Source organism: Alteromonas sp. WD8-37, from assembly GCF_055326825.1.
In genome coordinates this window covers 278,399-304,401 of record NZ_JBUZOV010000004.1, presented here as the reverse complement: position 1 = coordinate 304,401, position 26,003 = coordinate 278,399, and the positions used below count along the sequence as shown (strand labels likewise).

Below are 26,003 nucleotides of genomic sequence, written 5' to 3'. Positions count from 1 at the left end.
CATAAGCTTACCACATGCCTAACCATTTCCTAACCGATGATGGGGCGAACTTTTAGCCCGGTACTATGATGTCGATTGAAGAATTAAAAAATTACCTGGGGCGTAACCGGCTAAGCTGGCTGGTGGCCCTGGCGTTGCTACTGATGATGGTGTTTGGCTACGGGTTGGGGACCACCGAACACCGCGTAGCCCGCGACACCCTTGAAAATACCCAGCGCGCCCTGACTGTATTACAGCAGGAAAATAATGCGTTGCTGACCCAGATCCATCAATTGCAAACCCAACTGGAGCTGGCCCGTCTGGAGCAGGCTAGCCTGCTCAAAGCGCAGGCCAACACCCGCGCCAGCCTGGATGAGGCCGAGCAGTCGCTGGCTTTTTACCGCCAGGTGGTAGCGCCTGAGCGCACAGAACAAGGCCTGATTGTGGATGGCCTGGCGATTACGTCCGAAGGGCCGCAGGCGTATCGCTTGCAGATGGTCTTGTTACAACAACTGGAGCGTCGGGCGGTGATCCAGGGCCATCTGACCATTTGCGTGCATGGCCAGCGCGCCGGGGAAGCGGCCAAAGTGTGTAGCGGCTCCCCCGACGTTTTGCCCGACGGGCCGCTAAAATACCGCTTTAAGTTTTTTCAGGCGGTAGATATTGGCCTGACGTTGCCGCAAGGCTTTAGCCCCGAATCGGTCTCCATGCGTAGCCAGGTATATCGCTATAAAACCAAGATAGAGGATTTTTCGCTGGTCCAGGAATGGCGCGCAGTGGTGGAGCAAGCACCGCAGGCTGAATCAGACGCGCAAGAGCGCGGCTAACATTGATCGCAGGCGCGGTCTGTTAGATAATTTACCCTTAGCGCTCAACACGGGCGTATTTCTCCCACACGACGAGGTTTGTATGTCTGTAGAAACAGCGTTGCCCATTGAGTTTTCGGATGCGGCAGCAAAAAAAGTGAAGGAATTGGTTACCGAGGAAGAAAATCCTGAGCTGAAACTGCGGGTGTATGTAACCGGTGGCGGGTGCTCTGGCTTTCAGTATGGCTTTACGTTTGACGAAAAGGTCAACGAAGGCGATATGACCATCGATAAAGACGATGTGACTTTAGTGGTCGATCCTATGAGCCTGCAATATCTGGTAGGCGGCGTGGTTGATTATTTAGAAGGGCTGGAAGGCTCGCGTTTTGTGGTGGAAAACCCCAATGCCACCACCACCTGCGGCTGTGGAGCCAGCTTCAGCGTATAAAATATGTGGCTTCGGTGCGAATGCCCACTGATGTGGTCTGTGGCCGAGGCTGCTGCGTAAAGAGCTTCAGTCCGGCATTGTTTAAGGAGCACCGATGAAACTGTATGGATCCACCACATCGCCCTATGTACGGCGTATTCGTATCCTGCTGGCCAATACCGAGCACGAATTTGTCGACCTGAATATTTATGAAGGCGACGACCGCAAAACCATGGCCAGCCAAACCCCCATTTTGCGAGTGCCCTATCTGGATGATGGCGGCCAGCGCGTATTCGATTCGCGGGTGATCCAGCGCTACTTAAGTGATCAATTGGATCTGGCGCCACTGACCTGGGCCGAAGAAAATCAGCTGACCATGATTGATGCGGTCAATGATGCCTTTGTGGTGTTATTCCAGATGAAGCGCTCCAACATCGAAGCGGACAGGGATGCCATGTTTGTGCGCCTGCAGCGCGAGCGGATTGATGCCAGCTTGCGTGCATTAAATGACCAGGTCAGCAGTGGCCAGTTTACCCAGTGGACCTACCCGGCCATTTGCCTGTACTGTCTGATTGACTGGATTGAGTTTCGTCATCTGCACAGCATGGAGCATCTCGACGCGCTGAAAACCTTTCGTGAAGAACACGTGGATCGGATTGAGATCACCGCTACCGATCCCCGCCACTAACAGCTATACATTCCCAGCGTAGTCAGGGCAAACCGGCCCTGACTACGCGGTCGGCCAGCCCTAATACCCTTTTTCAAAATCAAACACATGCTCCAGCGGAGCGCCGGCCAGGTAGCGTTTAGCATTCTGATGCATTAGTTCAGCAATATCGGCCGGGTCTGAGGCGGCGGCGGTATGCTGAGTAACTAGAATGCGCGGATGCTGCCAAAATGGATGTGCATCGGGCAACGGCTCCTGCTCAAATACATCAAGCACCGCTGCCCGCAGTTGCCCGGCATCCAGCACCGCCAGTAACTCGTCCTGCACCACTGCATTGCCACGCCCGGCATTAATAAACACCCCTTGTGAGCCCAGAGCACCCAGCATGTCGCCATCAATCAGATGACGGGTGGCCGGGGTGTCGGGCAGCAGATTCACCATATAATCACATTGCTCGGCAAATTCGACTTTTTGCGCCGTGCTGTACATGGCCTGATACCCAGGGGTGGCCTTGCCCGACTGGCGCAGGCCGACCACTTGCATGCCCAGAGCATCAGCCACCGGCAGCAGGCTGCCAGCGATGGAGCCGGCGCCGACGATACCCAGCGTGGTGCCAGCCAGATACTGGTAGGGCGGCGCTTGCCATTTGGGCGAATCCGGGCGCTGCTGGGCAGCAGCAAAGCCGGCCACATTGCGCGAAAAATGCAGCAGATAGGCAAACACATATTCACGCATCTGACGGCCAAATACACCTTTGACCCCGGTCAGTACATAGTCGCGTTTGGCGGCATTTACCAACGGCGTGTTGCCGGCCCAGCCCGATTGCAGCCACCGCAGTTGATGACAGTCATCAATGATCGCGGCCGCCAGTCCGGGGTCAGCCAGCATCACCTGCACCTCATCGGTGGCCACCTGCGCCGGATCATCGGTGGCACAGGCGATGGTAAATCCCGGGTCGGTGTAAGCGGTAAGCGCTTGCTCATACTGGGCATACTCGTCGCTTAAGATGGTAATGGTCAGACTGGAAGCGGTGTCTGTCATAGTAAACTTTTCTTTCCTGTTACTTGGCTATCTTCTACAGCTAAATTGTTTATTAATTGTTAGCAAAACGTTTACATTTTGGGGTGAAGTCATCATGAGAATGTATTATGTCTAACCCAATTGATCATGCGCGCTGCCTATCGCCGCGGCGCAATACCACCGAAGCCACCACTGTGGATGGGCTGGTGGACGAACAGCTTGCCCATTTTGGCATTGATAAGCAATCTGAATACGGCCAGGCTCTGGCTCGCACGGCCAGTCATTTGTATCACGCTCAGGCCGATGTATCGGCGCTGTGGGAAATCACCAACCAGACCTTAAGCGAGCTTAATAAAGAAGATCGCGTGGCCTGGTTCAATGCCAAAAAGTTTTTGTCCTTTCAGCTGGCCAAGGTGCTCGACACCTTGCAAAATCCGTTTCGTAAAACCTGGCAAAGCCTGGCTACCGGCAAAACCAGCCAGCATCATTATCCCTTGTTTGATAATGTGACTGCGCTGTTTTCAGCCACGCCGGTGGTGGTGCGCACCGCCACCTATGTCTACGCCTGTACCGAATGGGTGGACGATGCGTTTCAGGGCAAAGAATTTACCCACCAGATTTATTCGCGCTTATTAAACCCCACCAATATCTCGCTGGCCAATGCCATTGTGGACATGGAAGCCGGGCCTTATTCAGCCGATTATCTGGCCTGGAATTTTAACTCCGGGATGGCTGCCATTGATGCAGTGCTGGCCAATGTGCTCAGCCATGGCGATGTGTTAGTGGTGTCGCGCAATGTGTATGGTGGGGTGTATCAGTTACTGCACGATTTTTATGCCCGGGGCAACCGGCTGGATATTCAGCTGGCCTGGTTTGATGGTTACAGCGAAGACGAATTTATCGACTTTTTTGATAAGACCCGTGACCGCTATCGTGACCGGCTGGATAAGGGCAGCAAGATCCATGTATATGTGGAGTCGCCCTGTAACCCCCACGGCTATGTGCTTGATGTGCCGGCCATCTGTGAATATGCCCATCAGCATGATGCGCTGGTGATGCTGGACTCGACCCTGGCTACGCCAGTGCTGCACCAGCCGTTGCAACACAGTAACGAAGCCGCCCGGCCGGATTATCTCATTCACAGTTATACCAAGGATCTGTGCGGCAGCGGTGCCACCACTGCCGGCGTGGTGATTGGCCCAGGGTATCGGATGTTCCAGCCTAAAGGCAGCAGTATGCACGGGGTCGATTGGTCGCAAACCCTGTTCTGGGATGTGTACTATATCAAGGGCGCGTTTTTGGACTCCGAAAAAGCCTTTGATGTGCTCAACGGCATGAAAACCCTGGATGCGCGGATCATGAACAAGGTCATCAATACTCAGGTGTTTACCGCGTTTTTAAATCATCACAAAGCGATTCGGGTCAACAGCCATGCGGTGGCCTCTCACCGCAATGCCGGCTTAAAAGAAAAGCAACACAATCATGGTTGGCCGTGCACCCTGTTTACCGTGGATATGGCCGATGCCGGCATATCGCGAGAAGTGTTTACGCGCTTTTTTGATGCGCTGGAGCCGGCGTTTAGCCACCAGGTCAGTATCGGCCAGCACAATACCATCGTGTTGTGTCCAGCGCTTACCTCCCACTCAGAGCTTAGCGCAGAAGAGCAAAAGCGCGCTGGCATTGAGCTGACCACCATGCGTATTGCCATGGGCACCGACAATGTAAAACAGCTCATCGGCCACTTTATATTAGCGGCCCGCCATTTTATTGAGCCGGACCATCCGGGCTTTTGCCAACAGTTTATGAGCCTCAAAGCAGTGGATGAGTTGTATCAGCAGGTGGCGCAGGATGTGACCAGCCAGTATTACAGCGCCGCGCCCAGTATGGCCGCTATCATGCAGGAAGAGGATAATAGCTAGCCTGGCCACAGTTGATTAAAAGACCAATCTGCACACAGTATGCGGATTGGTCTAATCGGCTGCGCGGCCGGCCACGTACAAAGGCGTAACACCGCTTTACAGGAACCTGCCTCATGCACGAGTTGTCACTTCATCAGGAATTTGCCATGCCGGTGAACCGGCTGTTTCAGTGTTTTTGCAAAACCGAACTGCTGGTGCAATGGTTTTCCGGTGATGCCATGCGCTTACAAAAAATTGTTATGAACCTGGAAAAAGGCGCAGAATTTGAAATGGAATTTGTCAGTGAGCAGGAAGAGGGCGGTGAACATTACAGCGGGCAAATCGTAGAGATTTTTCCCAATGAAGAGATTTTGTTTACCTTAAAAGCCGATGAGCAAACCGAAACCTCGGTGGATGTGCGCTTTACCGACTTGCGCGACCGCCACAGTGAGTTGCATTTAACCCATAGCGGGCTGGCCGATACCGCCATGTGGCAGCACACCCAGCAACTGTGGGAAGCCCGCTTTGACCGCCTGGCCCGCTTAGGCGATCTGCCGCGCTAATTATTCTGCAATAAACCGGGCACCAAGCACGGCTGCACGCGCCGCGCCGGTGACCGCCGGCACATTGCCCGGTACCTGATGGTCGTAGGCCCAGGCCAGCCAGGCAAAAGCGGCGCCTTCCACCTGTTGCGGGTCAACTCCCAGCACTGCTGTTGAGGCAACTACGCTGCCCGGCACATGCGCTGCCAGGCGCTGCATCAATGCTTTATTATAGGCCCCGCCGCCACACACATACACTTCCTCACATTCTGGCACTGCCCGGGCGATGCTGACTGCGGTCAGCTCACACAAGGTGGCCTGAACGTCCGCCGGGGCAGGCGAGTGGGGCAATGCAGCAAGAAATGTGTGTAGCCATGGCAGATTAAAATACTCACGGCCGGTGCTTTTAGGGGCGGGCTGGGCAAAATACGGGTCGGCCAGTAGCGCCTTAAGCAACACCTGATCCACCTGGCCGGCAGTAGCCCAGGCACCATCTTTATCCAGGCGCTCTTGTCGATGCGCAAAGATCCAGTGGTCCATTAAAGTATTACCCGGGCCGGTGTCATAGCCGCCCTGTACCCCGTCAGGGCCTAACAGCGACACATTGGCAATCCCGCCAATATTGACAATAGCTCGGGCTCGTCCTGCGCCAAAAACCGCCTGATGAAAGGCTGGCACCAGCGGCGCACCCTGGCCGCCCAGGGCGATGTCTTTACGCCGAAAATCGGCTACCACATTAATGCCAGTGAGTACCGCCAGGGTATTGGGATCGCCAATTTGCAGGGTGAAGGGAACAGTATGTTGCGGATGATGGCGAACTGTCTGGCCATGGCTACCGATAGCGCTGATGGCGGCGGCCGGCTGGCCGCTTTGGGCAAGCACCGCGTACACTGCCTTGGCATGTACCCGGGCCACTTCTACATCCAGCGCGCCTAACTGCATAATTTCGTTATCAGCAGGTTGGCACAGCTGATGTAACCGGGCCAGCAGGGCCGGCGGGTAGGGCACACTGGCAGCAGCCAGGGTAGTACACTGCTGTGCATCAATGCGGCATAATACCGCATCCACCCCGTCCATGCTGGTGCCTGACATCAGGCCAATGTACAGGCCCATGGCTTATTGCATGGCCAGCATAACGCGCTTGCTATTGGTTAACATGGCCAGGCGATCTTCGGCCAGCGCCATAAAGGCCTCGCGCTGATCGCGGTCAATGGGGTTGGCTTTAGGCAGCTCCACAGTGCGCGGATTACGATGCACGCCGTCGACCAAAAATTCGTAGTGTAAGTGAGCGCCGGTGACCATGCCGGTACTGCCCAGATAGCCCACCACCTGGCCTTGTTTGACAGTATCACCGGTTTTAACTGCTTTACTCTTAAAGTGCAGATACTTGGTGACATATTTTTCGCCATGCTGGATAAACACATAGTTACCATTAAAGCGGTTATATGAAGCTTTAATGACACGCCCGTCACCAGCAGCCATCACCGGAGTGCCGGTGGCTGCCACATAGTCAGTACCATTATGTGATTTCCAGCGTTTTTGCACCGGGTGGAAGCGTTTTTTAGTAAAATTGGAGCTGACATATTTAAAGTTGATGGGCGCCCGCAAGAAGCTCTTGCGCATGCTGCGGCCTTCCGGGGTGTAGTAATTGCCATCGGTATGCTGAATGGCGGTGAAGGTTTCGCCCTGATTGGTAAATTCGGCTGCCACAATATCGCCATAGCCAACAAACTCGCCGTCAATAAAGTGTTCTTCAAATACGATGCTAAAGCTGTCGCCCTGGCGAATTTCCATGGCAAAGTCAATGTCCCAGCCAAAGATACCGGCTAGGTTCATGATTTGATTATTGCTCAGGCCTGCATTGACGGCGGCTTTCCAAAAGCTGCTGTCGATATCGCCCTGGGCAAAATTGACCCGGGTTTCGACTTCTTTAGTCTGCAGCTCGGCCTGCATTTGGGCCTCGTCATCGGCTGTGATGACCAGGGTGTCTTTGGCCGATACCACGTATTTTAGGCCGGCAAAGGCACCATCGGCAGCCGCACGCAATTGCAGCTTGTCGCCCGGCACCAGCGTCACCAGAGTCTTGGCCAGCTCGCCAGCCTGGGTCACATTATAAGTATCGCGGGCCGAAAAACCGGCGCGTTTAAAAATTTTTGCCAGGGTGTCACCATTACGCACCGTGTACTGGGTCCAGCCGGTATCGTCCTCGCCCAGCATTAGCTGCTCGGCACCGTCCACTGACAGATCCACCGGGTAACGCACACCGGCATCCAATATCAAAGAATCCTGATGCCGGCTGGCTTCTACCGGGTCCGACGGTAATAAAATCAATCCACCCAAAAACAGGCTGCCGACCATTAAGCCGGTCCGGTGGGGCCGGGGTAGCCGGCGTAAGGTATTAACAAAAAGATTATTTTTTACATTCATTCTCATCATACTGCCCAACCCGGGGCGGCCATCAATGGCCTGGCCCGTTGCTATCTGACTCGCTTATCATAGTGCTTTTTTTAGACACTGCCAGTCCTGAATCCTGAATTTGATGCGTAAACCTTTCATTGGTTCACTCACATGCGTAAAATGCACGCCCTGATTTAATCCGAACCTGACAACGTGTGGACTAGCTGATGAGTGACTGGCAAACCGCTTTTGCTGAAATAAAACGCGGGACTGATGAAATTCTTCCTGAAGACGACCTGATTGAAAAGCTCAAATCAGGTAAGCCCCTGACAATTAAAGCGGGTTTTGATCCCACAGCGCCAGATTTGCACCTGGGTCACACCGTGCTTATTAATAAGTTACGGGTGTTCCAGCACTTCGGCCACAAAGTTGTGTTTTTGATCGGTGATTTCACCGGGCTGATTGGGGATCCTACAGGTAAAAATGTAACTCGCAAGCCCCTTAGCCCCGAACAGGTATTGGAAAACGCGAAAACGTATCAGGAGCAGGTGTTCAAAATTCTGGATCCAGCTAAAACTGAGATCCGCTTTAATTCAGAGTGGATGGATAAGCTGGGCGCGGCCGGCATGATCAAACTGGCGGCCAGCCAGACGGTGGCCCGCATGCTGGAACGCGATGATTTTAAAAAGCGTTACAACAATGGCCAGGCCATCGCCATTCATGAATTTTTGTATCCCCTGGTGCAGGGCTGGGATTCGGTGGCATTAGAAGCTGATGTGGAGCTGGGCGGTACTGACCAGCGCTTTAATCTGCTGATGGGTCGCGAGCTGCAAAAAGAAAATGGCCAGCGCCCCCAAACCACGGTGATGGTGCCGCTGCTGGAAGGCCTGGACGGGGTGCAGAAGATGTCCAAGTCATTGAATAACTATATTGGCATTACTGATACGCCCAACGAGATGTTTGGCAAAATCATGTCGGTGTCGGATGATTTGATGTGGCGTTATTTTGACTTGTTAAGCTTCCGCCCGTTAGAAGAAATTGCCGAGCTCAAAGCCCAGGTTGAAGCGGGCACCAATCCGCGGGATATCAAAATTTTGCTGGCGCGGGAAATTATCGAGCGTTTTCACGATGAAGCTGCCGCCGAAGGCGCATATCAGGATTTTGTCCAGCGCTTTCAAAAAAATGCGATTCCCGATGACATGCCAGAGCTGACAGTGGCCATGGAAGATGGTGCGCTGGCTATTGGCAACCTGCTTAAGCAAGCCAATCTGGTGGGCTCGACCTCCGATGCCATTCGCATGATCAAACAAGGTGCGGTAAAAATTGACGGTGAAAAAGTCTCAGACACCCGCCTGCAAATTACCGAGCCCGGTGAAGCGGTGTATCAGGTAGGGAAACGAAAATTTGCGCGAGTGACTGTCACCGCCTAAGCGTCGGTGACCCTGGGCAGGGGTTTTATCTGACCAGGGCACCCATTAGCGTTCTGCCACCCGGGCCCAGGCGTACAGCGCGCGCAGGCCGAGCCGGCGCAAACCGGCCAGCGGGAATTTCGGTAGGGGCTGATTGTATAACGGCAAGTCTGGCACACTGGTGGGGTCTATCGCCTGTTGTGCCAACCGCCGCCCGGCAAAGTTGGCAAAGGCCACCCCGGCCCCGCAATACCCCATGCCATAACCAATGCGCTGCTGCGCATCAAACCACACCCTTGGCAAACTATCCAAAGATACTGACACCCAGCCACTCCAAAAATGGCTGACCGGTTTGTTGCGCAGTGCCGGAAAGCTGCAGGCCATGGCTTTGGCCAGCCGCGCCTGGCCATGGGCGGATGCGGCTCCGGTCACCTCACCACGGCCACCAAACAGCAGTCGGTTATCCGGCAACAAGCGGTAATAGTATTTCATCATGCGGGTGTCCATAAAGGTCACCGGCTGGCTCAGGCCGGTAGCCTGCTGCTCTTGCTCGCTTAACGGCTCGGTCACCAGAATGCTGGACTGGACCGGAAACTGGCGGTTATCGACGCTGGCATGAAAGTGCTTGCTGGTGTAGGCATTACTGGCAATGAGCACCGTCTGGGCATGCACGGTGCCGCCTGGGGTGGTGACCTGATGGCCGCCGCCAATGGCAGGCTCAACGGCTGTGGCCGGGGTTTGCGCATACAGGTCGACCCCGGCGGCTTGCGCGGCGCGGGCCAGACCATCCACCAGTTTAAGCGGATTCAGTGCCAGGCCGGGTTGCACCGTGGCGCCATGAAACCCGCGAATGGGCAGTTTAGCCTGCAATTCCTGTTGGCTGAGCACGCTGGCCGAAGAGCCAAATTCGCGTTGCAACTGAGCCAGGGTCTGGCCTTGTTGGCGGGCTTGTTTGGCGGTGTGGGCCAGTTTGTAATAGGGGCCTTCGACCAGGTCGCAGTCAATCTGATAGCGGCTGATGGCCGCTTGCAGCTGGCTGACAGCAGCATCATATTCTTGTTGGATCAGCCGCGCTTTATCTTTGCCGTAGGCTTTGGCCAGTGCGGTTGGGCCCAGTCGGCCGCTGCCGCTAAGCACAAAGCCGGCATTTCGCCCGGCGCAACCAAAGCCCATGGAGTGGCTGTCGATCACCGCCACCCGGCCGACCTGCTGTTCGGCTAGCTCCAATGCCGCCGATAAGCCGGTATAGCCGCCGCCAATCACCAGCACATCCACCTCGGTATCGCGTTTCAGGGCGGTAAATTGTGTTGGCTCACAGGTACTGTGCCAATAGGTGGCCGGGCGCGGCATCGCCGGGTCCACCGCCGGGCTGACTAACGGATCGTAACTCATGGCTGTGCTAAAGGCTCAAATTTCAGCAGCATTTCAGCCCCTTCACAGGCACACACGCCGTTACATACCGGGCAGTCGTAGCCTTCATACAAGGCTTCGTAGCGCCATTTGTCCGGGTGCTTTTTGATCAGCTCGCCGCCATTTTTACTAAAATACTTAAATGCACTGTTGCCTGGGCTGGCTAACCAGATGTGGGCCAGACCAGCCAGGGCGCCTTGCTGGCGAGCACTGTCAATGGAGTGGGAAAGCATGGTACTGCCAATCCCACAGCTCTGATAATCCGGCGACACTGTGTTGCACTTGAAATAGCAGACTTTATCCGCCGGTACCTGCCAGCGTTCTGGCGTACACCATTTGTCGGGTTGCCAGTGAGAATGGGCATAAGTTATACGAAATCCCACCACTTTTTCATCATCCAGTGCTACCCAGCTGGCATTGATCTCACCATGAAAGCTTTTTTCAAACATGCTGGCCAGGCTGTCTAACGACAGATAATTATCGCCATGCACATGGTTGCCCAGGGTAACCACCCCGTCAAAATGTTCAGGCTGCAAGGGGGCATAGATAATGGCAGAGGACTGTGTCATTTTGATTTTATCCCATTTAGGTGAACATCCAGTGCTTCGACCGAAATCAGGATCTCACGCACTGACATCCACAGTGAATACAACAAACAAATCAGGCTGGCAGCAAAGATCCAGTTGCCTACCAGCTGATAATTCAGATAAATCGCCAGCATCGACACCACACACAGAAAAAAGCTGACAACACCAGCAATCTGCATGCGTTTGATAAACTGAATACGCTGGCGCAAATTCTGGATCTGCGCAGCGGTATTGTCATCCCATTTTTCTTTGGAAAAATTGCGGATAATGCTGGCCAGGGTCAAAAACCGGTTGGTGTAGGCCAGCAATAGCAAAGAAATGGCCGGAAACAGCATGGCCGGCGTGGCGATATCGATAGTCATGTAAGCTTTTCCAGCGCAGTTGCCTAAAAGCTAAGTTTATCAAAGACGCCCGCTGAACTCATCATACGCTTACATGCGGTTAATGGGCATACCGGCATCGCGCCAGCCCATCATGTCGCCCTCTAGATGGCTCACATCTTTAAATGCCTGCATGCGCAGGGTGTCCATGACCATGCGTGCCCGCCGGCCTGACTGGCAATACACAATAATGGGCTTGTGTTTGGCATCGCCCAGCTGTGCCAGATAATCGTCAATACGATCATGGGGCATATTGAGCGCGCCGGGGATATGGCCCTGGGCATATTCCTGGGGCGAGCGTACATCAATCAACAACCACTCTTTTTGTTCGACCTGTTGCAGCAGCGTGCTGGCATGGTCCATGGTGATGGGCTGAGCATCGACACTGGCGGGCCGGCAGCCACCGGTAATCCAGGCCAGGCTAAGGCCGATAAGGATAAGTCTGACTACATGCATATATCACCTGTGGGGGACTGACCGACATGGTCAGCTTCGCAAGCGCAACAAGCTGTAGCGGCGACCCCGGCCGGCTGTGTATGCGCATTGGCTTAAGTATAGGTCAGGATGGCGACGAGGCATATATCGATACCTACTAGTTAACTGCCAACAGGCAATCACCTGGCTGGCGGGGTGGCCAGGGCAGGGTGCAGCGCCTGGCATAAGCGGGTCAGGGCTGGCAGCAGGCGCAAAGTAAAGCGGCTGGTGTGGTCCGGGTTGACCACAATCAGGGGCGCGGACAGTACCTGCCGGTGTGCCGCCCACACAGCTTCTTCACTGGCCTCGTCACGGCCGGTGGCGGCCACCAGAAAATCTGGCTGGCGGCGCAGCACTTCCTGAATACTGACCTGCGGGTAGGTACTGTCAGCATCAGCAAACACGTTGTGGGCATTACACGTGCCCAGCAGCTGTGCGGCCCAGGCCTCGTTGCTTACCGACATTAGCGGAGCGGGCCACAGATAATAAAAAACCTGACGGGGCGGGGCGGTTTGATAACGGGCTTGCAGGCGCGCAAGCGTTTTGTCATAGGCTGCGGTCAACGCCTGACCTCGGGCGCCAATGCCTAACTGTGTAGCCAGCGCGCGGATCTCACGGCTGATATCGGCTGGCTGGCGCGGCGCGGATTCAAATACCGCAAAGCCCAGCTGACGCAAACGCGCAATATCCTGCGGTTTATTGCCACCTTGCCAGGCCAGGATCAGATCCGGCTGTAGTTTCACAATCGCTTTGATGTCCACCCCGTTGGCATCGGCTACCTGCGACAGTTGACTGGCGGCCGCCGGATAATCACTGTGCGCGCTCACCGCCAGCAGCTTGTCCTGATAGTCGAGGCTGTACACCCATTCGGTTAAATGCGGGGCCAGGGACACTACCGTGGGGCCGGCCCACGCCTGGCGGCTGCATAACACAACGGCCAGAAACAGGCAGTGCAGTAAATAGCGACGCAAGAGCTTCATAGCAGGGGCACCAGTAGCAGCAGGCTGGCCAGGCATACCAGAACAATGGCAGCGCGCATGATGGCCCGGTACACATACACCAGATCAGAAAAGCGCACAGCGCGGGCGCCGCCTACCCGCGGGTAGCGGATAGTCTGACTGTGGTAAATGGCCGGTCCGCCCAGCTCAATACCCATCGCCCTGCCAAACATGGCCAGAATGCGGGCGCCACTGTCTTTTGCCGGGCACTGACGCAGGCCGCGCCAGGCGCTAAGCGGGTTGGTGCTGATGGCAATACACAGCATGCCTAACAGCCGTGGCGGCCACATCAGTAATTTAATCAGGGTGCGCACCGGCCGGTTAAAGTGATAAAAGCCCGGGCGTCGATCGTGCCATTGCCAGCAGATGGCCAGCAAAAACCGGTAGCTTAGCGCGCCAATCGGGCCGGCGATGAGGTACCAGACAATCACGCCGCAATAGATGGCATAAAAGCGCAGCAGCAATGCCTCAATGGCGGCCTTGGCAATACCGATATCGGATAATCGCTGAGTGTCCCGGGCGACCAGCAAGGCCAGACGATCCCGCGCCAGCAGTTTTTTATTGGCTTTTAAGGCGCCAACCAGCTGGCGGTAGTGTTTACGGTCATGGCCAAAGTCCAACATGGCCAGCAGGATCAGCGCTTCAAAAAACCACGGGTAGTAGGCCAGAGCAATCAGGTTGGCCAGCACAATGGCCAGTGGCAGTACCAACAGCAGTGCGCCCAGCGAGCCGGAAATTCGGTGTTGGCGAGCGCTGGTAGAAGATGATGGACGCACCTTGCCGGCCATGGCTTCGGCTAAAAAGCGCACCAGCGTGAGCGGGTGACTGGCCCGGGGCCAGCGCCAAAGAGCATCGCTTGCCACAGCACTAAGCAGCACTGCCACAGAAACCACAGCAGGTTGCTGCCACCAAGCATCCATCACAAGGTCTTAGTCAGCCAGTTCGGCCACCATGCCCATCACCAGCTGGGCAGAATGACGGGCCGCGGTATCCAGATATTCGGCAAACGACACGGTGGAGGTTTTGCCAGCGATGTCGGACAGTGAGCGGATGACCACGAAGGGTGTGCTTAACATGTAACAGGTTTGGGCAATGGCCGCGCCTTCCATTTCACAGGCTTTCATATCAGAAAAGGTCTGGCGGATCTTTTCGGCGGCTTCATCACTGCCGACAAAGGCATCGCCGGTACAAATCAAGCCGGTGGTGTATTTCACATCACCCAGTTGGGCAGTAGCGGTGCTAGCTGCGTCCATCAGGCGGGCATCGCACGGGTAGGTAGCAGGCATCTCGCCAGCGCACTGGCCAGGCGCATAACCAAAAAAGGTCAGATCCACATCATGGTGCAGCAGCGCAGAGCCAATCACCACATCGCCAATATCCAGCGCCTGATCAAAGCCACCGGCCGAGCCGGTATTGACCACATAATCCGGCTGATACAACTGGATCAGCGCAGTGGTGCCCACCGTGGCTGCGACCTTGCCGATGCCACATTTGACCAGCACAATAGATTGGCCATGCAATTGGCCTTCATAAAAGGTTAGATGATGCCACTGGCGGCTGGTGAGATCTGATAATGACTCTTTAAGCAGGGCCACTTCCTGATCCATGGCGCCCAGAATTCCAATTGTTGACATAGTGTATTACCCAAGCGCCGGCAAATGCGCTAATTGAACTGTGAAAAAACACTCATGGTAAACGATTTGGCGGCTACTGACAGCAGGAAAATGGAAGACAGCGCCTGGGGGCGGGCTGTCTTCCTAAGAAAATGATGTGTTAGCTTATGCAGCTGCGCGGCTGGAGCGTAGCGGGCGGGTGGGGCGCTTCGGCGTAACCGGATTATGGGTAGGCACCTGGGCCAGCTTTTGTTGTTTGCGCCGATAGGCAATCAGTTTGGTTTCCATGCATTCACGGATTTCTTCCAGCGTGTAGCCTGATTTGACCTTGATGCGTGCATGGGGAATACCAGCGGCATCCAACGCGCCGGACACAAACCAGTCACGCTGCGCTTTGTAGCCTTCTTTGCCACTTTGATGCACCAGGTCCACCGCCAGCACCGGGGTCATGTCCTGCTTATCACACAATACAAAGTCCAGCTGGCGGGCTGAGGCGCGAGTCAGCGCTGCACTGGCTTGCTTTTTTGAGGTGCTCTGGCGCACCGCCAGCACATCGGATAAGCGCACCCGACAGATAATGCGAAACTCGCGGCCCATCGCCTGCTCAATCAGGTTTAAAAATGAATGTTCAACCGGAGTAAACAGCTGTGGCCGGCGTTTAAACGGAAACGCGACACCACTGTCAGACAGTTTGATGGCGGCTGCGGCCACCACAATCAACAGCATCATTAAGATAATTGCCAATTCCATAGGTCATCCTCGACATGCCGGGCTGCGGGAGTGTCAGAAATCTGACGCAAACCGGTTAAAAACAATGTTCATCAGGGATTTTGCAAAGGCAGTGCCAAAGTGATTTTTTGACGCTTAACGAATGCCAACTTGGTATGACTGCTCGCGAAGCACGCGCTTGTGCTAGCTGGAAAGAAGGAAAAAAAGCTGACAAAGGCCCGCTGGTTGGGGGCGCAGGCCCTGTCAGTGCTCAGACTATTGACTGGCAAGTAAACTATCGACCACTAGCAGGTCGACCTGGGAGCCTTGATTATCCGGGGAGACCACAACACGAATCGCATTGTGCTGGGCGGTTAATACCACCCGGCCATTGAACTGACTCGCCACACCCAGTTGCGGCATATTAGCCTGGTACCAGGCTAGGATCTGGTCTTGACTCATGGGTGAATGAAACACCAGTGACGCCGGCATCTCATCGTCAAAGCGCTGGCACTGCACCGCATCGCCGGGCATCGCAATACTGTAAAAAGCGCCCGGGCAGGCCTGGGTGTCGGGCTGAGAGGTGGCGCTGACAGGGGATACCGCCAGCAGGCTGGCACCGGCCAGCAATGCGCGAAACAATTTCATAAGCTGTTCGAATTCTGGTTGTTATCTTGTTTCTACTATAGGAGGGGGGGATAGGCGCTTCAACTGGCCAAGGGGTCTGTTTAGGTATGTAAGATGATAGCTGGGTATGCCGGGGGGCCGGCCAAGCAGATTGGCAAACAAAAAAGCCGGTGCCTTGGTTTAATCAAGATACCGGCTTATTAGCACTGCCACAGACTGCTGGCTTAAGGGTGGTTAAACGCCCAGAAAATCCAGCATGCCATGGGCGGCTTTACGGCCTTCATCAATGGCGGTCACCACCAAATCAGAGCCACGGACCATATCGCCGCCGGCAAAGATTTTCGGATTGGCAGTCTGGTAAGCAAATTTGCCTTTGGACGGGGCGATAACCCGGCCTTTTTCATCCAGAATGATGCCATAGTCGGCAAACCAGCTGGCCGGGCTGGGCTGAAAACCAAAGGCGATGATCACCGCATCCGCTTCCAGTACATGCTCAGAGTCATCGACCTCTACCGGGCGGCGCCGGCCGTTCACATCCGGCGGGCCCATCTCGGTTTTCACCAGCTTAACGCCAACGGCCTTGCCGTTCTCGTCCACGGCAATATCCAGCGGCTGCAGGTTAAAGCGAAACTCGACGCCTTCTTCGCGGGCATTGACCACTTCACGGCGCGAGCCGGGCATGCTCTGCTCGTCACGGCGGTAAGCACAAATCACTTTTTTGGCACCCTGACGGATCGAGGTACGGACACAGTCCATGGTGGTGTCACCACCGCCCAAGACCACCACCGTTTTACCTTTCATATCGATAAAGTCGGCTGGATCTTTTTCAATGCCCATGACACGGTTGGTGTTGGCAATTAAAAAGGGCAGGGCTTCAAACACACCTTCTACCCGTTCATGCTCAAAGCCACCCTGCATGGATTTATACGTGCCCATGCCTAAAAACACCGCATCATGCTGCTCCATCAGATCGTCAAACTCAACATCTTTGCCGATTTCGGTGTTCAGACGAAACTCGATGCCCATGTCAGAAAAGATCTGCCGACGCAGTTTGATCACATCTTTTTCCAGCTTAAACGACGGGATCCCAAAGGTTAGCAGACCGCCAATCTCTTCGTATTTGTCGTACACCACCGGTTTGATGCCATTGCGCACCAATACATCGGCGCACGCCAGACCGGCTGGCCCTGCGCCGATGATGGCCACTTTTTTGTCGGTCCATTCCACATCAGACATGTCTGGCCGCCAGCCCATCTTAAACGCGGTATCGGTGATGTATTTTTCGATACTGCCGATGGTTACCGCACCAAACTCGTCATTTAAGGTACAGTCGCCTTCACATAAGCGATCCTGTGGGCACACCCGGCCACAGACTTCCGGCAAGCTGTTAGTCTGGTGAGACAACTCCGCCGCTTCCATGATACGGCCTTCGTTGGCCAGCGCCAGCCACTGCGGAATATAGTTGTGCACCGGACACTTCCATTCACAGTACGGGTTACCGCAGTCCAGGCAGCGATCGGCCTGGCCTTCGGTTTGCGACTGGCTCAGCGGCTGATAAATTTCAGCAAATTCCGACTTTCTGACCTGAATAGGTTTTTTAGGCGGATCAATACGCTCAACATCTACAAACTGATATACATTCTTAGCCATAAAACCTCCTACTGCGCCTGAATGCGAAGTTCGTCGCTGGAGCGGCTGATATGGCCCAGCAAGTTTTTCACGTCACTGGTCTTGGGTTTAATCAACTTAAACTTGCTCAGTGTGTGGGTGAAGTCTGTCAGCAAACGCAACGAGTGTTCGCTGCCGGTTTCTTCGTAGTGCTGATTAATCAACCCACGCAGATGCTCCACCAAAATATTTTTGTCGGCCACTTCCATAACCTCAACCAGCTCCATATTGACGCGGTTGTCCAGATCCCCATCGACATCGTACAAGTAGGCGAAGCCACCAGTCATACCAGCACCAAAGTTGACGCCGATCTTACCCAGTACCGCCACAATGCCGCCGGTCATGTATTCACAGCCATTGTCACCAATGCCTTCGACCACAGCCACGGCACCAGAGTTACGCACGCCAAAGCGTTCGCCGGCCCGGCCAGCGGCAAACAATTTACCGCCGGTGGCGCCATACAGGCAGGTGTTGCCCATGATGGCCGAGTTAGGTGCATCAAACGGAACGCCGTGAGGCGGGTAGATCACGAGCTTGCCGCCGGTCATGCCTTTGCCCACATAGTCGTTAGCATCGCCTTCAATGCGCATGTGTAAGCCGCCGGCATTCCACACCCCGAAGCTTTGCCCGGCGGTGCCGGTAAACTGCACGGTGATGGGGTAGTCTTCCATGTCCTGATTGCCGTGATGCTTGGCAATCTCACCAGACAGTAAAGCACCCACCGAGCGGTCAGTATTGCGGATCGGGTAGCTTAGGCTCGCTCCGGTTTTATGCTGTACGGCTTCCTGGCCATCTTTGAACAGCTGGGCATTCAATTCGCCCTTATCCATAGGCTGATTGGTGGTTTGCGAATTAAACAGCCGGGTATGTTCGCCCGGATGCGGCATGGCCAGCAGCGGCGACAAATCCAGCCGGTTTTGTTTGGCAGAGATGCCATCAAGTACCTGCAGCAAGTCGGTGCGGCCGACCAAATCATCAAATTTGCGCACACCCAGTGAGGCCATGATCTCGCGCACTTCCTGGGCAATAAACCTAAAGTAGTTCATTACCATTTCGGGCAGGCCGATAAAGTGCTCTTCGCGCAGTTTTTCATCCTGAGTGGCTACACCAGTGGCGCAGTTGTTCAAATGGCAAATGCGTAAGTATTTACAGCCTAAGGCCACCATGGGGCCGGTGCCAAAGCCAAAGCTTTCGGCGCCCAAACAGGCGGCTTTCACCACATCCAGGCCGGTTTTTAAGCCGCCATCGGTTTGCAGCCGCACCTTATGACGCAAGCCATTTTCCACCAGTGCCTGCTGGGTTTCGGCCAGGCCCAGCTCAAACGGGCTACCGGCATATTTCACCGAAGTCAGCGGGCTGGCGCCGGTGCCGCCGTCGTAGCCAGACACGGTGATCAAATCAGCATAGGCTTTGGCCACGCCGGTGGCGATGGTGCCGACACCCGGCTCAGACACCAGTTTGACTGAGATCAGCGCGGCCGGGTTAACCTGTTTTAAGTCAAAAATCAGCTGCGCCAAATCTTCAATGGAATAAATATCATGATGCGGGGGTGGTGAAATCAGAGTCACGCCGGGCACTGAAAAGCGCAAGGTGGCGATGTAGCGATTGACCTTATCACCGGGCAACTGGCCGCCTTCACCGGGCTTGGCGCCTTGGGCCACCTTGATCTGGATAACATTAGCATTGACCAGGTAATGCGGGGTCACGCCGAAGCGGCCGGAAGCAACCTGTTTGATCTTGGAGTTTTTCTCGGTGCCAAAGCGTGAGGGATGCTCACCGCCTTCGCCGGAGTTGGACTGGCCGCCCAGCCGGTTCATGGCAATAGCCAGCGCTTCGTGCGCCTCAGGGCTTAGTGCGCCAATCGACATGGCAGCAGTGTCAAAGCGCGGGAACAAATGCTCAGCTTCTTCCACTTCATCCACGCTGATGGCTTCATCTTTGCCTTTTAAGCCCAGCAGATCGCGCAGATGCGCCGGGTCGCGTTCGTTCACCTGACGCGCATAGTCCTGATAATCTTCGTAGTTCCCGCTGACTACTGCTTTTTGCAGCGACATCACCACACCGGGGTTATAAGCATGGTACTCGCCGTCATGCACATATTTAAGCAGGCCGCCGTGTGACAGGGCTTTGCGTTTCAGCCAGGCTACGCGGCTTAAGTTGATATTGTCCTGCTCAAAGTCGCCAAAGCCGGCGCCCTGGATCCGCGAGGTGATACCGGCAAAGCACAACTCCATCACTTCATTGTTGATGCCCACCGCTTCAAACAGTTTGGCAGAGCGATAACTGGCTACCGTACTGATGCCCATCTTGGACATGATCTTATACAGGCCTTTATTGATGCCTTTGCGGTAATTGAGCGTAGCGTCCATAACCGGGATTTCCAGCTGGCCTTTTTCGCACAGCTGCTCGATGGTCTCGTAGGCCAGGAATGGGTAGATAGCCGTGGCGCCCAAGCCAATCAACACCGCATAGTGATGCGGGTCGCGTACGGTAGCGGTTTCCACGACAATGTTGGCATCACAGCGTAATGCTTTGGTGACCAGGCGACGCTGTACTGCTCCCACCGCCATAGCAGCCGGGATCGGCATGCGGTTTTTGCGAATATTACGATCCGAAAGCACCACAAATGCAGCATGCTTGGATTTAACCAGATACTCCACTTCATTACAGATGCGCTCGATGGCTTTGCGTAAGCCTTCTTCCTGCGAGTACTGCAGCTCGACCACTTCAGAATAATAGTGCTCGGGACTAAATTCACGCAGCTGTTTTAAGTCGGTGTACATCAAAATGGGCGATTCAAACAATACCCGGTCGGCATAGCCGGAGGTTTCGCTAAACACATTTTGCTCGCGACCAATACAGGTGGCCAGTGACATCACGTGGTTTTCCCGCAGCGGATCGATGGGCGGGTTGGTGACCTGGGCAAACTGCTGACGAAAATAATCGTACAGGGTCCGGGTTTTGGATGACATCACCGCCATAGGCGTATCGTCACCCATGGATCCCACGGCTTCCTGACCGTCTTTGGCCAGCACCTTGATAACCTGTTGGATCTCTTCATAACTATAGTTAAACAGCTTGTGGTAAACCGCCATGGTGTCATCATCAAACACCCGCTTACCAATCTGTGATGCATCGGCTTTTTCCACCGGCGTCAGACGGCGAATATGCTTGTCCAACCACTCGCGATAGGGGTGGCGGTCTTTAAGCTCATTATCAATTTCGGTGGAGCGCCAAATCTTGCCGGTATAGGTATCGACCGCCAGCATCTCGCCGGGGCCGACGCGGCCTTTTTCCAGTACATCGTGTTCTTTGTAATCCCAGATCCCCACTTCTGAAGCCAGGGTAATAAAGCCATCTTTGGTGATCACATAGCGGGCCGGACGCAAGCCGTTGCGGTCCAGATTACAGGCCACATGACGGCCGTTGGTCAATACAATGCCAGCCGGGCCGTCCCACGGCTCCATATGCATGGAGTTAAACTCGTAGAACGCCCGCAGGCTGTCATCCATGGTCCGGTTGTTCTGATAGGCGGGTGGTACCAATAAGCGCATGGCACGGAACAAATCCATACCGCCGGCTAAAAACAGCTCCAGCATATTATCCAGCGACGAAGAGTCTGAGCCGTCGCTATTTACATACGGTGCAGCATCCTTGAGATCAGGGATCAGCGGAGTGGCAAATTTGCCGGTCCGCGCCGTGGCCCAGTCCCGGTTACCCTTGATGGTATTGATTTCACCATTGTGGGCCAAAAAACGAAACGGCTGCGCCAGCGGCCACTTGGGCAAGGTATTGGTAGAAAAACGCTGGTGGAAAACACAGATGGCGCTTTGCATGCGCTCATCGGCCAGATCCGCATAAAAGGCCGGCAGATCTTTGGGCATCACCAGGCCTTTATAAATAGTGACCAGTCCTGACAGGCAAGCCACATAAAAGTCTTCATCGTCGGCCAGTTGCTTTTCAGCACGGCGGCGCACCATATATAAGCGGCGCTCGAGATCGCGCTTACGCCAGCCCGCCGGGGCGTTGACAAACACTTGCTCAATTCTGGGCACGCCGGTCAGAGCGAGCTCTCCCAATACGGATTCGTCGACCGGCACTTCACGCCAGCCCACTACTTCCAGGGTTTCGTGTTCAAGTTCGGCATTAAGCACCTCGCGGGCGCGCTGGGCTGCCTGCGGATCGCGGTTAAGAAAAATCATGCCTACCGCATATTTTTTGCTTAAGCGCCAGCCGTGCTCGTCGGCAATGGCTTTAAAAAAGGCATCCGGCTTTTGCAGTAGCAGGCCGCAGCCATCACCGGTTTTACCGTCAGCAGCGATTCCGCCGCGGTGTTGCATCCTGTCCAGGCCGTGAATCGCGGTTTTCACCAGCTGATGGCTGGCTTCTCCGTGGGTATGGGCGATTAAGCCGAACCCGCAATTATCCCGGGAATCATTGGGATTGTATAAACTCATCTCTTAAACTCCTTCAACCTTCGACTGGGCAAGGTACAGGTCGCCACTGTACGTTGAGGTGCGTACGCCGCAACAGTGTCAGACATTCTTGTTATAAGCAGGCGCATAGGGCCTATTGTGATGTGTGTCTGTTTGTCTTGTTATTAATTTTTTGAGGATTCCAGCCATGTGCGCCGCATTATTATGCATTTCTGCAGCGCGGGTGATACAAAATAACCAGAATGCCGGATAAAATCAATTCATAACAGATTAAGAAACTGGCAATTTCAGCTGTTTATAAATATTTATTATTAATAACAATGAGTTGTTTGTTTGTTGTGAGGTGAAAGAAAATTTCACTTTTTTGCGATATTAGGATGTCTATCCTCAATTTTGTGCACTATGGTGCGGGACTTTATGCATAAAAAGTCGTATTTACTGCGATTTTGGTCATGTTAAAACAGTAGGGCAAGGTGCCGGGGAGGGGCGGTAGCAAAGTAGAGAGATCCGTCCAGTATTAAGGGAGCCGCTACCGAGCACAAATTGGTCGGTGTTTTGCATTAGTCAAAGAGCATGCTGCCGGCCCAGGGCTTTCACCCGGCCAGACAGCAGCACACGGCAGCCCCGCTGGATGTCAGGCTGCAACATAGACCCAGAGAAAACGCAAAGGTGATGATTATGTTGGTAGCAACTTATTTTGACGAAGAAGATATCGAAGACATTGCAGTATTAGGCTATAACTGAAATAAAATCAGAACGTTAACTTCTCATTTTATTTTAGCCTAAAGCCCTTATCCCAACCGGACCGGTGGTATCGTCAGCCTGCTGATACCACCGGTTTTTTTATGTCCGCCTGAAAGATTTGGTCACTACCTACCGCCAGCCCTGCACATCTTGCACGCCATGTTATTGTGCAAAGTGTCGCCAGATTGGTGCAGTTTCGCCGCCCTGCCTTCATTGAGGAGGCCGGAGAAAGTCTGGCACTTAGCTAACGGGCATATTACTATGCCACCAGAATAAAATAACCGATGGTAGCTATGCATCAGGATTCACCGAACGACTCATGGGCGATTCGTATTGCCCAGTTTGTTAAGCGTTTTGGCACCTTAAAACTTAGTATTTTGTTTGTTCTAATCACACTGGTGTTCACGCTGGGCGGGTCGTATGTGGTACGGATCAGCTTGGGTAAGTCGGTGCAACCCGATGATTTTATTATCGCCATCATTATCACTTTGTTGTCCGCGCCCTGGGTGTTGTACTTTTTCAGTGAGCTGGTTAAACAGCTGGAAAATTCACGGACCAACTTAAAAGAAGTGGTCAGCCAACTGGAACGGTTGCGTGAAGAAGATGTGTTTTTGAACCGCGAATTACAGCGCAATATTCGCCAGCTCAATCATGAAATCGAACAGCGCAAACAAGCTCAGGAAGAGCGCGAAGCAGTGTTTCAGGAGCTGGAGCGCGAAATTGAAGATAAGTCGTCCTCCGAAGAGCAAGCCCGCCGCTTATCCACGCTGTTGCGTTCGATCATCGATGCCTCACCTGATCTGATTTATTACCGCAACGAAGAAGGGCGTTTTGCCGGCTGTAATCGCATCGCAGAAATGCTAACCGGTAAAACCGAAGCCGAGCTGATGGGCCTGACCTTACACGATGTGTTTGAAGAAGACCTGGCCAGCCAAATCCTGTCCAGTGACCGCGAGGTACTGGAAACCAATGCCAGCATGACTGAAGAATTGTGGTTACGCTTTGCTGATGGCCGGCGCCGTTACTTTGAAATGAAGCGCGTGCCGTTTTTCGATGGAGCCGGAAACCGCTTAGGCTTGCTGGCCTTTGGTCGGGATATGACCGAACGCAAACAGGCTGAAAGTGCCGCCGCTAAAGCCAGCACCGATAAGACACGCTTTATTGCCACTATCAGCCATGAGCTGCGCACGCCGCTTAACGGTATTGTGGGCTTAAGTCGGATGCTGCGTGATACCGATCTGTCCGAAGAGCAATTTAACTGGGTCAGTACTATTTATGCCAGTGCCATTACCTTGGGTAACATTTTTAACGACATTATCGATCTGGATAAGCTCGACCGGGACAAACTGGAGCTCAGTTTAAAAACCGTGTCGCTGCGTGATTTTACCGAAGAGTTGTCTAGCATTATTCGCCTGCTGGCGGCTGACAAAAGTCTGGAGCTGGTGACCACCATCAATGATCCGCTGCCGCAGATGGTGGAAGTGGATGGCACCCGGTTACGGCAGGTGTTGTGGAATATTTTGTTCAACGCGGTGAAATTCACGCCCAAAGGCCAGGTGAGTCTGTCGGTCAGTGCCACTGAGCCGGCCAATAATATCAGCATGGTTACTTATGTGGTGGAGGATACCGGGGTGGGGATCCCCGAAGATGAATTAGATAAAATCTTCGCCATGTATTATCAGGTTGATCATCCTAATCATCAGTCGGCCACCGGCACCGGTATTGGCCTGGCCATCTGTAAACAAATGGTGGAGCTGATGAACGGCACCATCCGCGTGACCAGCCAGGAAAATAAAGGCACACGATTTGAAATTGAATTGCCGGTACAGGTATCGTCTCAACCCATGCAGGTGTCCAAGCTGTTGGTGACAGATTTATCCATTTTGCTGGTTGAAGATATCGAGCTTAATGTGATGGTGGCCAAAGCATTGCTGGAAAAACTGGGCCAGAAAGTGGATGTGGCCATGACCGGCCAGGAAGCCATCGACAAGGCACGCCAGAATCAGTACGACCTCATCTTGTTGGATATTCAGCTACCCGATATGACCGGTTTTGATGTGGCCAACGTGCTGCATGAAGAAGACCTGGTGATGCAAACGCCGATTGTGGCGCTGACCGCTAATGTGATTAAAAAGCGTGAAGAATATCTGCAAAACGGCATGGACGATGTGATTGCCAAGCCGATTAAAAAAAGCCGCGTGATCGAAGTGTTCAACAGTCTGTTCACTGAGCCAGCGGCCCCGGATGCCGCGCAGCTTGAAAAACCGCGTGAAAGCAATGACAACCAAAAGTCGCTGAACACCATTTTGGACATGGACCTGCTGCAGATGCTGGTGGACACCATAGGCGAGGATATGGTGCGGGCCAGTGTGAAAGTCTTCCAGGACAAGATGCCGGAATACATGGAGATTCTGCAGCTCAACTTAAGCGCCGATGAAAAATCGGAAGTGTGCGCGCAGGCGCATAAAATCAAAGGTGCCGCCGGCTCGGTGGGCCTCTCGCGGGTGCAGCGTATTGCCAATCAAATTCAGCAGGGCGATCATCCGGCCTGGTGGCAGAATGTGCATGACTGGGTGGAAGAGCTGCAAATGGCGGTGGCCCATGATATGAAAGCGCTGCACGGCTGGCTTAACGAACAAATGGTGGATGACTGATGGATGAACCGACACCGGCGCAGGATTTTTCTAATCAGGTGATTGACCCGGCCAGTTTGCCGCCGTTTTTAGACCTGCCCACCGAACCGGTGTCACCTCGCTATCGGGTGCTGAACCTGGCGTTAATTGCCGGCGGCGCTACGCTGCTAATAATAGTGCTCAGCATTCTGCGCTTTCAGCCCTGGCTGGCCCTGCCGTCACACTGGCATTCGGCCTACCCACTGCTGGTAACTATAATCGTCGGGGTCGCCAGTGTGCTGTTTGGCTATCACTGGCTGGCGGATAAACGTATTCGCTTTTGTGTGCGCGAGCAGGATCTGGTGTTGCAAAAAGGGCTGGTTTTTAAACAAATAGCCTGCCAGCCGATTTTACGAGTGCAACATATTGAGCTTAAAAGAGGCCCGTTCGAGCGCCTGGCCGAGCTGGCGACCTTGCAGGTTTTTTCCGCCGGCGGAGCCATGCACACCTTTGAGATCCCCGGCCTGCCGCTAGCCCAGGCGCAGCAATTGCGTCAGTTTATTCTTAATCATAAAGAGCTTGATGCCAAATAAGGATCCCA

The 26,003-nt window shown here is 54.1% G+C and carries 23 protein-coding genes; 9 read left to right on the top strand and 14 right to left on the bottom strand.

What is annotated here, in order from left to right; genetic code table 11:
- Positions 1-65: 65 nt before the first annotated feature.
- The 3 genes from ACTUJZ_RS12045 (at position 66) to ACTUJZ_RS12035 (ending at position 1,900) form a co-directional block, all read left to right on the top strand.
- Positions 66-806: a DUF6776 family protein gene (locus ACTUJZ_RS12045; protein ID WP_463636563.1), complete on the top strand. Its 741-nt coding sequence runs from the start codon at positions 66-68 to the stop codon at positions 804-806.
- 82 nt (positions 807-888) lie between these two features.
- On the top strand, positions 889-1,233 hold the full coding sequence (gene erpA / locus ACTUJZ_RS12040) for an iron-sulfur cluster insertion protein ErpA (RefSeq protein WP_463636562.1): 345 nt from the start codon (positions 889-891) through the stop codon (positions 1,231-1,233).
- A gap of 94 nt (positions 1,234-1,327) precedes the next feature.
- Positions 1,328-1,900 carry a glutathione S-transferase family protein gene (locus tag ACTUJZ_RS12035; protein ID WP_463636561.1) on the top strand — a complete coding sequence of 191 codons (573 nt, stop codon included), beginning with the start codon at positions 1,328-1,330 and terminating at the stop codon, positions 1,898-1,900.
- Positions 1,901-1,960: 60 nt separating this feature from the next.
- Here the strand turns inward: ACTUJZ_RS12035 and ACTUJZ_RS12030 are convergent, their stop codons facing one another.
- Positions 1,961-2,920 (bottom strand): D-2-hydroxyacid dehydrogenase, encoded by a 960-nt coding sequence (locus ACTUJZ_RS12030; protein ID WP_463636560.1) that lies wholly within the window; start codon positions 2,918-2,920, stop codon positions 1,961-1,963.
- A gap of 107 nt (positions 2,921-3,027) precedes the next feature.
- Here ACTUJZ_RS12030 and ACTUJZ_RS12025 point away from each other — a divergent pair, with 107 nt between their 5' ends.
- Both ACTUJZ_RS12025 and ACTUJZ_RS12020 read left to right on the top strand, forming a co-directional pair.
- The gene (locus ACTUJZ_RS12025; protein WP_463636559.1) at positions 3,028-4,818 is read left to right on the top strand and encodes a trans-sulfuration enzyme family protein; all 1,791 of its coding nucleotides are present in this window, start codon (positions 3,028-3,030) and stop codon (positions 4,816-4,818) included.
- Positions 4,819-4,931: 113 nt separating this feature from the next.
- Positions 4,932-5,360 carry an SRPBCC family protein gene (locus tag ACTUJZ_RS12020; RefSeq protein ID WP_463636558.1) on the top strand — a complete coding sequence of 143 codons (429 nt, stop codon included), beginning with the start codon at positions 4,932-4,934 and terminating at the stop codon, positions 5,358-5,360.
- On the opposite strand, the gene ACTUJZ_RS12015 is transcribed toward ACTUJZ_RS12020, so the two are convergent.
- Together ACTUJZ_RS12015 and ACTUJZ_RS12010 are read right to left on the bottom strand one after the other, a co-directional pair.
- Positions 5,361-6,452 carry an anhydro-N-acetylmuramic acid kinase gene (locus ACTUJZ_RS12015; RefSeq protein ID WP_463636557.1) on the bottom strand — a complete coding sequence of 364 codons (1,092 nt, stop codon included), beginning with the start codon at positions 6,450-6,452 and terminating at the stop codon, positions 5,361-5,363.
- A 3-nt stretch (positions 6,453-6,455) separates the two neighbouring features.
- Positions 6,456-7,772, bottom strand: coding sequence for an OapA family protein (locus ACTUJZ_RS12010; RefSeq protein WP_463636579.1), 1,317 nt, complete (start codon positions 7,770-7,772; stop codon positions 6,456-6,458).
- Positions 7,773-7,963: 191 nt separating this feature from the next.
- Between ACTUJZ_RS12010 and tyrS the strand changes: the two genes are divergently transcribed.
- Positions 7,964-9,166, top strand: coding sequence for a tyrosine--tRNA ligase (tyrS, locus tag ACTUJZ_RS12005; protein ID WP_463636556.1), 1,203 nt, complete (start codon positions 7,964-7,966; stop codon positions 9,164-9,166).
- A 45-nt stretch (positions 9,167-9,211) separates the two neighbouring features.
- On the opposite strand, the gene ACTUJZ_RS12000 is transcribed toward tyrS, so the two are convergent.
- The 11 genes from ACTUJZ_RS12000 to gltB form a co-directional block, all read right to left on the bottom strand.
- Positions 9,212-10,537 carry an NAD(P)/FAD-dependent oxidoreductase gene (locus ACTUJZ_RS12000; protein ID WP_463636555.1) on the bottom strand — a complete coding sequence of 442 codons (1,326 nt, stop codon included), beginning with the start codon at positions 10,535-10,537 and terminating at the stop codon, positions 9,212-9,214.
- Positions 10,534-11,124, bottom strand: a complete 591-nt coding sequence (locus ACTUJZ_RS11995; RefSeq protein ID WP_463636554.1) for a GNAT family N-acetyltransferase — start codon at positions 11,122-11,124, stop codon at positions 10,534-10,536. Before ACTUJZ_RS11995 ends, ACTUJZ_RS12000 begins: the two co-directional genes overlap by 4 nt.
- Complete coding sequence (locus ACTUJZ_RS11990; RefSeq protein WP_463636553.1) at positions 11,121-11,504, bottom strand: DUF2721 domain-containing protein; 384 nt, start codon at positions 11,502-11,504, stop codon at positions 11,121-11,123. The genes ACTUJZ_RS11995 and ACTUJZ_RS11990 overlap by 4 nt, the downstream gene beginning before the upstream one ends.
- A gap of 69 nt (positions 11,505-11,573) precedes the next feature.
- A complete protein-coding gene (locus ACTUJZ_RS11985; RefSeq protein ID WP_463636552.1) occupies positions 11,574-11,978 on the bottom strand; it encodes a rhodanese-like domain-containing protein in 405 nt (134 codons plus the stop codon).
- 158 nt (positions 11,979-12,136) lie between these two features.
- Positions 12,137-12,976: a helical backbone metal receptor gene (locus tag ACTUJZ_RS11980; RefSeq protein WP_463636551.1), complete on the bottom strand. Its 840-nt coding sequence runs from the start codon at positions 12,974-12,976 to the stop codon at positions 12,137-12,139.
- A complete protein-coding gene (locus tag ACTUJZ_RS11975; RefSeq protein ID WP_463636550.1) occupies positions 12,973-13,914 on the bottom strand; it encodes a cobalamin biosynthesis protein in 942 nt (313 codons plus the stop codon). Before ACTUJZ_RS11975 ends, ACTUJZ_RS11980 begins: the two co-directional genes overlap by 4 nt.
- Before the next feature lie 9 nt (positions 13,915-13,923).
- On the bottom strand, positions 13,924-14,628 hold the full coding sequence (locus ACTUJZ_RS11970) for a 5'-methylthioadenosine/adenosylhomocysteine nucleosidase (protein WP_463636549.1): 705 nt from the start codon (positions 14,626-14,628) through the stop codon (positions 13,924-13,926).
- Positions 14,629-14,772: 144 nt separating this feature from the next.
- Complete coding sequence (locus ACTUJZ_RS11965; protein ID WP_463636548.1) at positions 14,773-15,357, bottom strand: DUF2726 domain-containing protein; 585 nt, start codon at positions 15,355-15,357, stop codon at positions 14,773-14,775.
- 234 nt (positions 15,358-15,591) lie between these two features.
- The gene (locus ACTUJZ_RS11960; protein ID WP_463636547.1) at positions 15,592-15,963 is read right to left on the bottom strand and encodes a hypothetical protein; all 372 of its coding nucleotides are present in this window, start codon (positions 15,961-15,963) and stop codon (positions 15,592-15,594) included.
- A gap of 213 nt (positions 15,964-16,176) precedes the next feature.
- Entirely contained in the window at positions 16,177-17,592 is a 1,416-nt protein-coding gene (locus tag ACTUJZ_RS11955; RefSeq protein ID WP_463636546.1) for an FAD-dependent oxidoreductase, read from the bottom strand.
- An 8-nt stretch (positions 17,593-17,600) separates the two neighbouring features.
- On the bottom strand, positions 17,601-22,067 hold the full coding sequence (gene gltB, locus ACTUJZ_RS11950; RefSeq protein WP_463636545.1) for a glutamate synthase large subunit: 4,467 nt from the start codon (positions 22,065-22,067) through the stop codon (positions 17,601-17,603).
- 552 nt (positions 22,068-22,619) lie between these two features.
- On the opposite strand from gltB, the gene ACTUJZ_RS11945 reads away from it, so the two are divergent.
- From ACTUJZ_RS11945 to ACTUJZ_RS11935, 3 genes are all read left to right on the top strand, one after another.
- Positions 22,620-22,790 (top strand): hypothetical protein, encoded by a 171-nt coding sequence (locus tag ACTUJZ_RS11945; RefSeq protein WP_463636544.1) that lies wholly within the window; start codon positions 22,620-22,622, stop codon positions 22,788-22,790.
- A 293-nt stretch (positions 22,791-23,083) separates the two neighbouring features.
- The gene (gene arcB, locus ACTUJZ_RS11940; protein ID WP_463636543.1) at positions 23,084-25,444 is read left to right on the top strand and encodes an aerobic respiration two-component sensor histidine kinase ArcB; all 2,361 of its coding nucleotides are present in this window, start codon (positions 23,084-23,086) and stop codon (positions 25,442-25,444) included.
- Complete coding sequence (locus tag ACTUJZ_RS11935; RefSeq protein WP_463636542.1) at positions 25,444-25,995, top strand: PH domain-containing protein; 552 nt, start codon at positions 25,444-25,446, stop codon at positions 25,993-25,995. The genes arcB and ACTUJZ_RS11935 overlap by 1 nt, the downstream gene beginning before the upstream one ends.
- Positions 25,996-26,003: the final 8 nt, after the last annotated feature.

Excerpts from the sequence above, each read along its gene's own strand:
- ACTUJZ_RS12045 (WP_463636563.1), top strand. The coding sequence starts at position 66 with ATGATGTCGATTGAAGAATTAAAAAATTACCTGGGGCGTAACCGGCTA.
- ACTUJZ_RS11985 (WP_463636552.1), bottom strand. The coding sequence starts at position 11,978 with ATGCATGTAGTCAGACTTATCCTTATCGGCCTTAGCCTGGCCTGGATT.
- erpA (WP_463636562.1), top strand. The coding sequence starts at position 889 with ATGTCTGTAGAAACAGCGTTGCCCATTGAGTTTTCGGATGCGGCAGCA.
- ACTUJZ_RS12000 (WP_463636555.1), bottom strand. The coding sequence starts at position 10,537 with ATGAGTTACGATCCGTTAGTCAGCCCGGCGGTGGACCCGGCGATGCCG.
- ACTUJZ_RS11970 (WP_463636549.1), bottom strand. The coding sequence starts at position 14,628 with ATGTCAACAATTGGAATTCTGGGCGCCATGGATCAGGAAGTGGCCCTG.
- ACTUJZ_RS11955 (WP_463636546.1), bottom strand. The coding sequence starts at position 17,592 with ATGGCTAAGAATGTATATCAGTTTGTAGATGTTGAGCGTATTGATCCG.
- ACTUJZ_RS11980 (WP_463636551.1), bottom strand. The coding sequence starts at position 12,976 with ATGAAGCTCTTGCGTCGCTATTTACTGCACTGCCTGTTTCTGGCCGTT.
- ACTUJZ_RS12035 (WP_463636561.1), top strand. The coding sequence starts at position 1,328 with ATGAAACTGTATGGATCCACCACATCGCCCTATGTACGGCGTATTCGT.
- ACTUJZ_RS11935 (WP_463636542.1), top strand. The coding sequence starts at position 25,444 with ATGGATGAACCGACACCGGCGCAGGATTTTTCTAATCAGGTGATTGAC.
- ACTUJZ_RS11975 (WP_463636550.1), bottom strand. The coding sequence starts at position 13,914 with ATGGATGCTTGGTGGCAGCAACCTGCTGTGGTTTCTGTGGCAGTGCTG.
- ACTUJZ_RS12030 (WP_463636560.1), bottom strand. The coding sequence starts at position 2,920 with ATGACAGACACCGCTTCCAGTCTGACCATTACCATCTTAAGCGACGAG.
- gltB (WP_463636545.1), bottom strand. The coding sequence starts at position 22,067 with ATGAGTTTATACAATCCCAATGATTCCCGGGATAATTGCGGGTTCGGC.
- ACTUJZ_RS12010 (WP_463636579.1), bottom strand. The coding sequence starts at position 7,772 with ATGAGAATGAATGTAAAAAATAATCTTTTTGTTAATACCTTACGCCGG.
- ACTUJZ_RS11990 (WP_463636553.1), bottom strand. The coding sequence starts at position 11,504 with ATGACTATCGATATCGCCACGCCGGCCATGCTGTTTCCGGCCATTTCT.
- ACTUJZ_RS12020 (WP_463636558.1), top strand. The coding sequence starts at position 4,932 with ATGCACGAGTTGTCACTTCATCAGGAATTTGCCATGCCGGTGAACCGG.
- arcB (WP_463636543.1), top strand. The coding sequence starts at position 23,084 with ATGCATCAGGATTCACCGAACGACTCATGGGCGATTCGTATTGCCCAG.
- ACTUJZ_RS12025 (WP_463636559.1), top strand. The coding sequence starts at position 3,028 with ATGTCTAACCCAATTGATCATGCGCGCTGCCTATCGCCGCGGCGCAAT.
- ACTUJZ_RS11945 (WP_463636544.1), top strand. The coding sequence starts at position 22,620 with ATGCTGCCGGCCCAGGGCTTTCACCCGGCCAGACAGCAGCACACGGCA.
- ACTUJZ_RS11965 (WP_463636548.1), bottom strand. The coding sequence starts at position 15,357 with ATGGAATTGGCAATTATCTTAATGATGCTGTTGATTGTGGTGGCCGCA.
- ACTUJZ_RS11995 (WP_463636554.1), bottom strand. The coding sequence starts at position 11,124 with ATGACACAGTCCTCTGCCATTATCTATGCCCCCTTGCAGCCTGAACAT.
- ACTUJZ_RS11960 (WP_463636547.1), bottom strand. The coding sequence starts at position 15,963 with ATGAAATTGTTTCGCGCATTGCTGGCCGGTGCCAGCCTGCTGGCGGTA.
- tyrS (WP_463636556.1), top strand. The coding sequence starts at position 7,964 with ATGAGTGACTGGCAAACCGCTTTTGCTGAAATAAAACGCGGGACTGAT.
- ACTUJZ_RS12015 (WP_463636557.1), bottom strand. The coding sequence starts at position 6,452 with ATGGGCCTGTACATTGGCCTGATGTCAGGCACCAGCATGGACGGGGTG.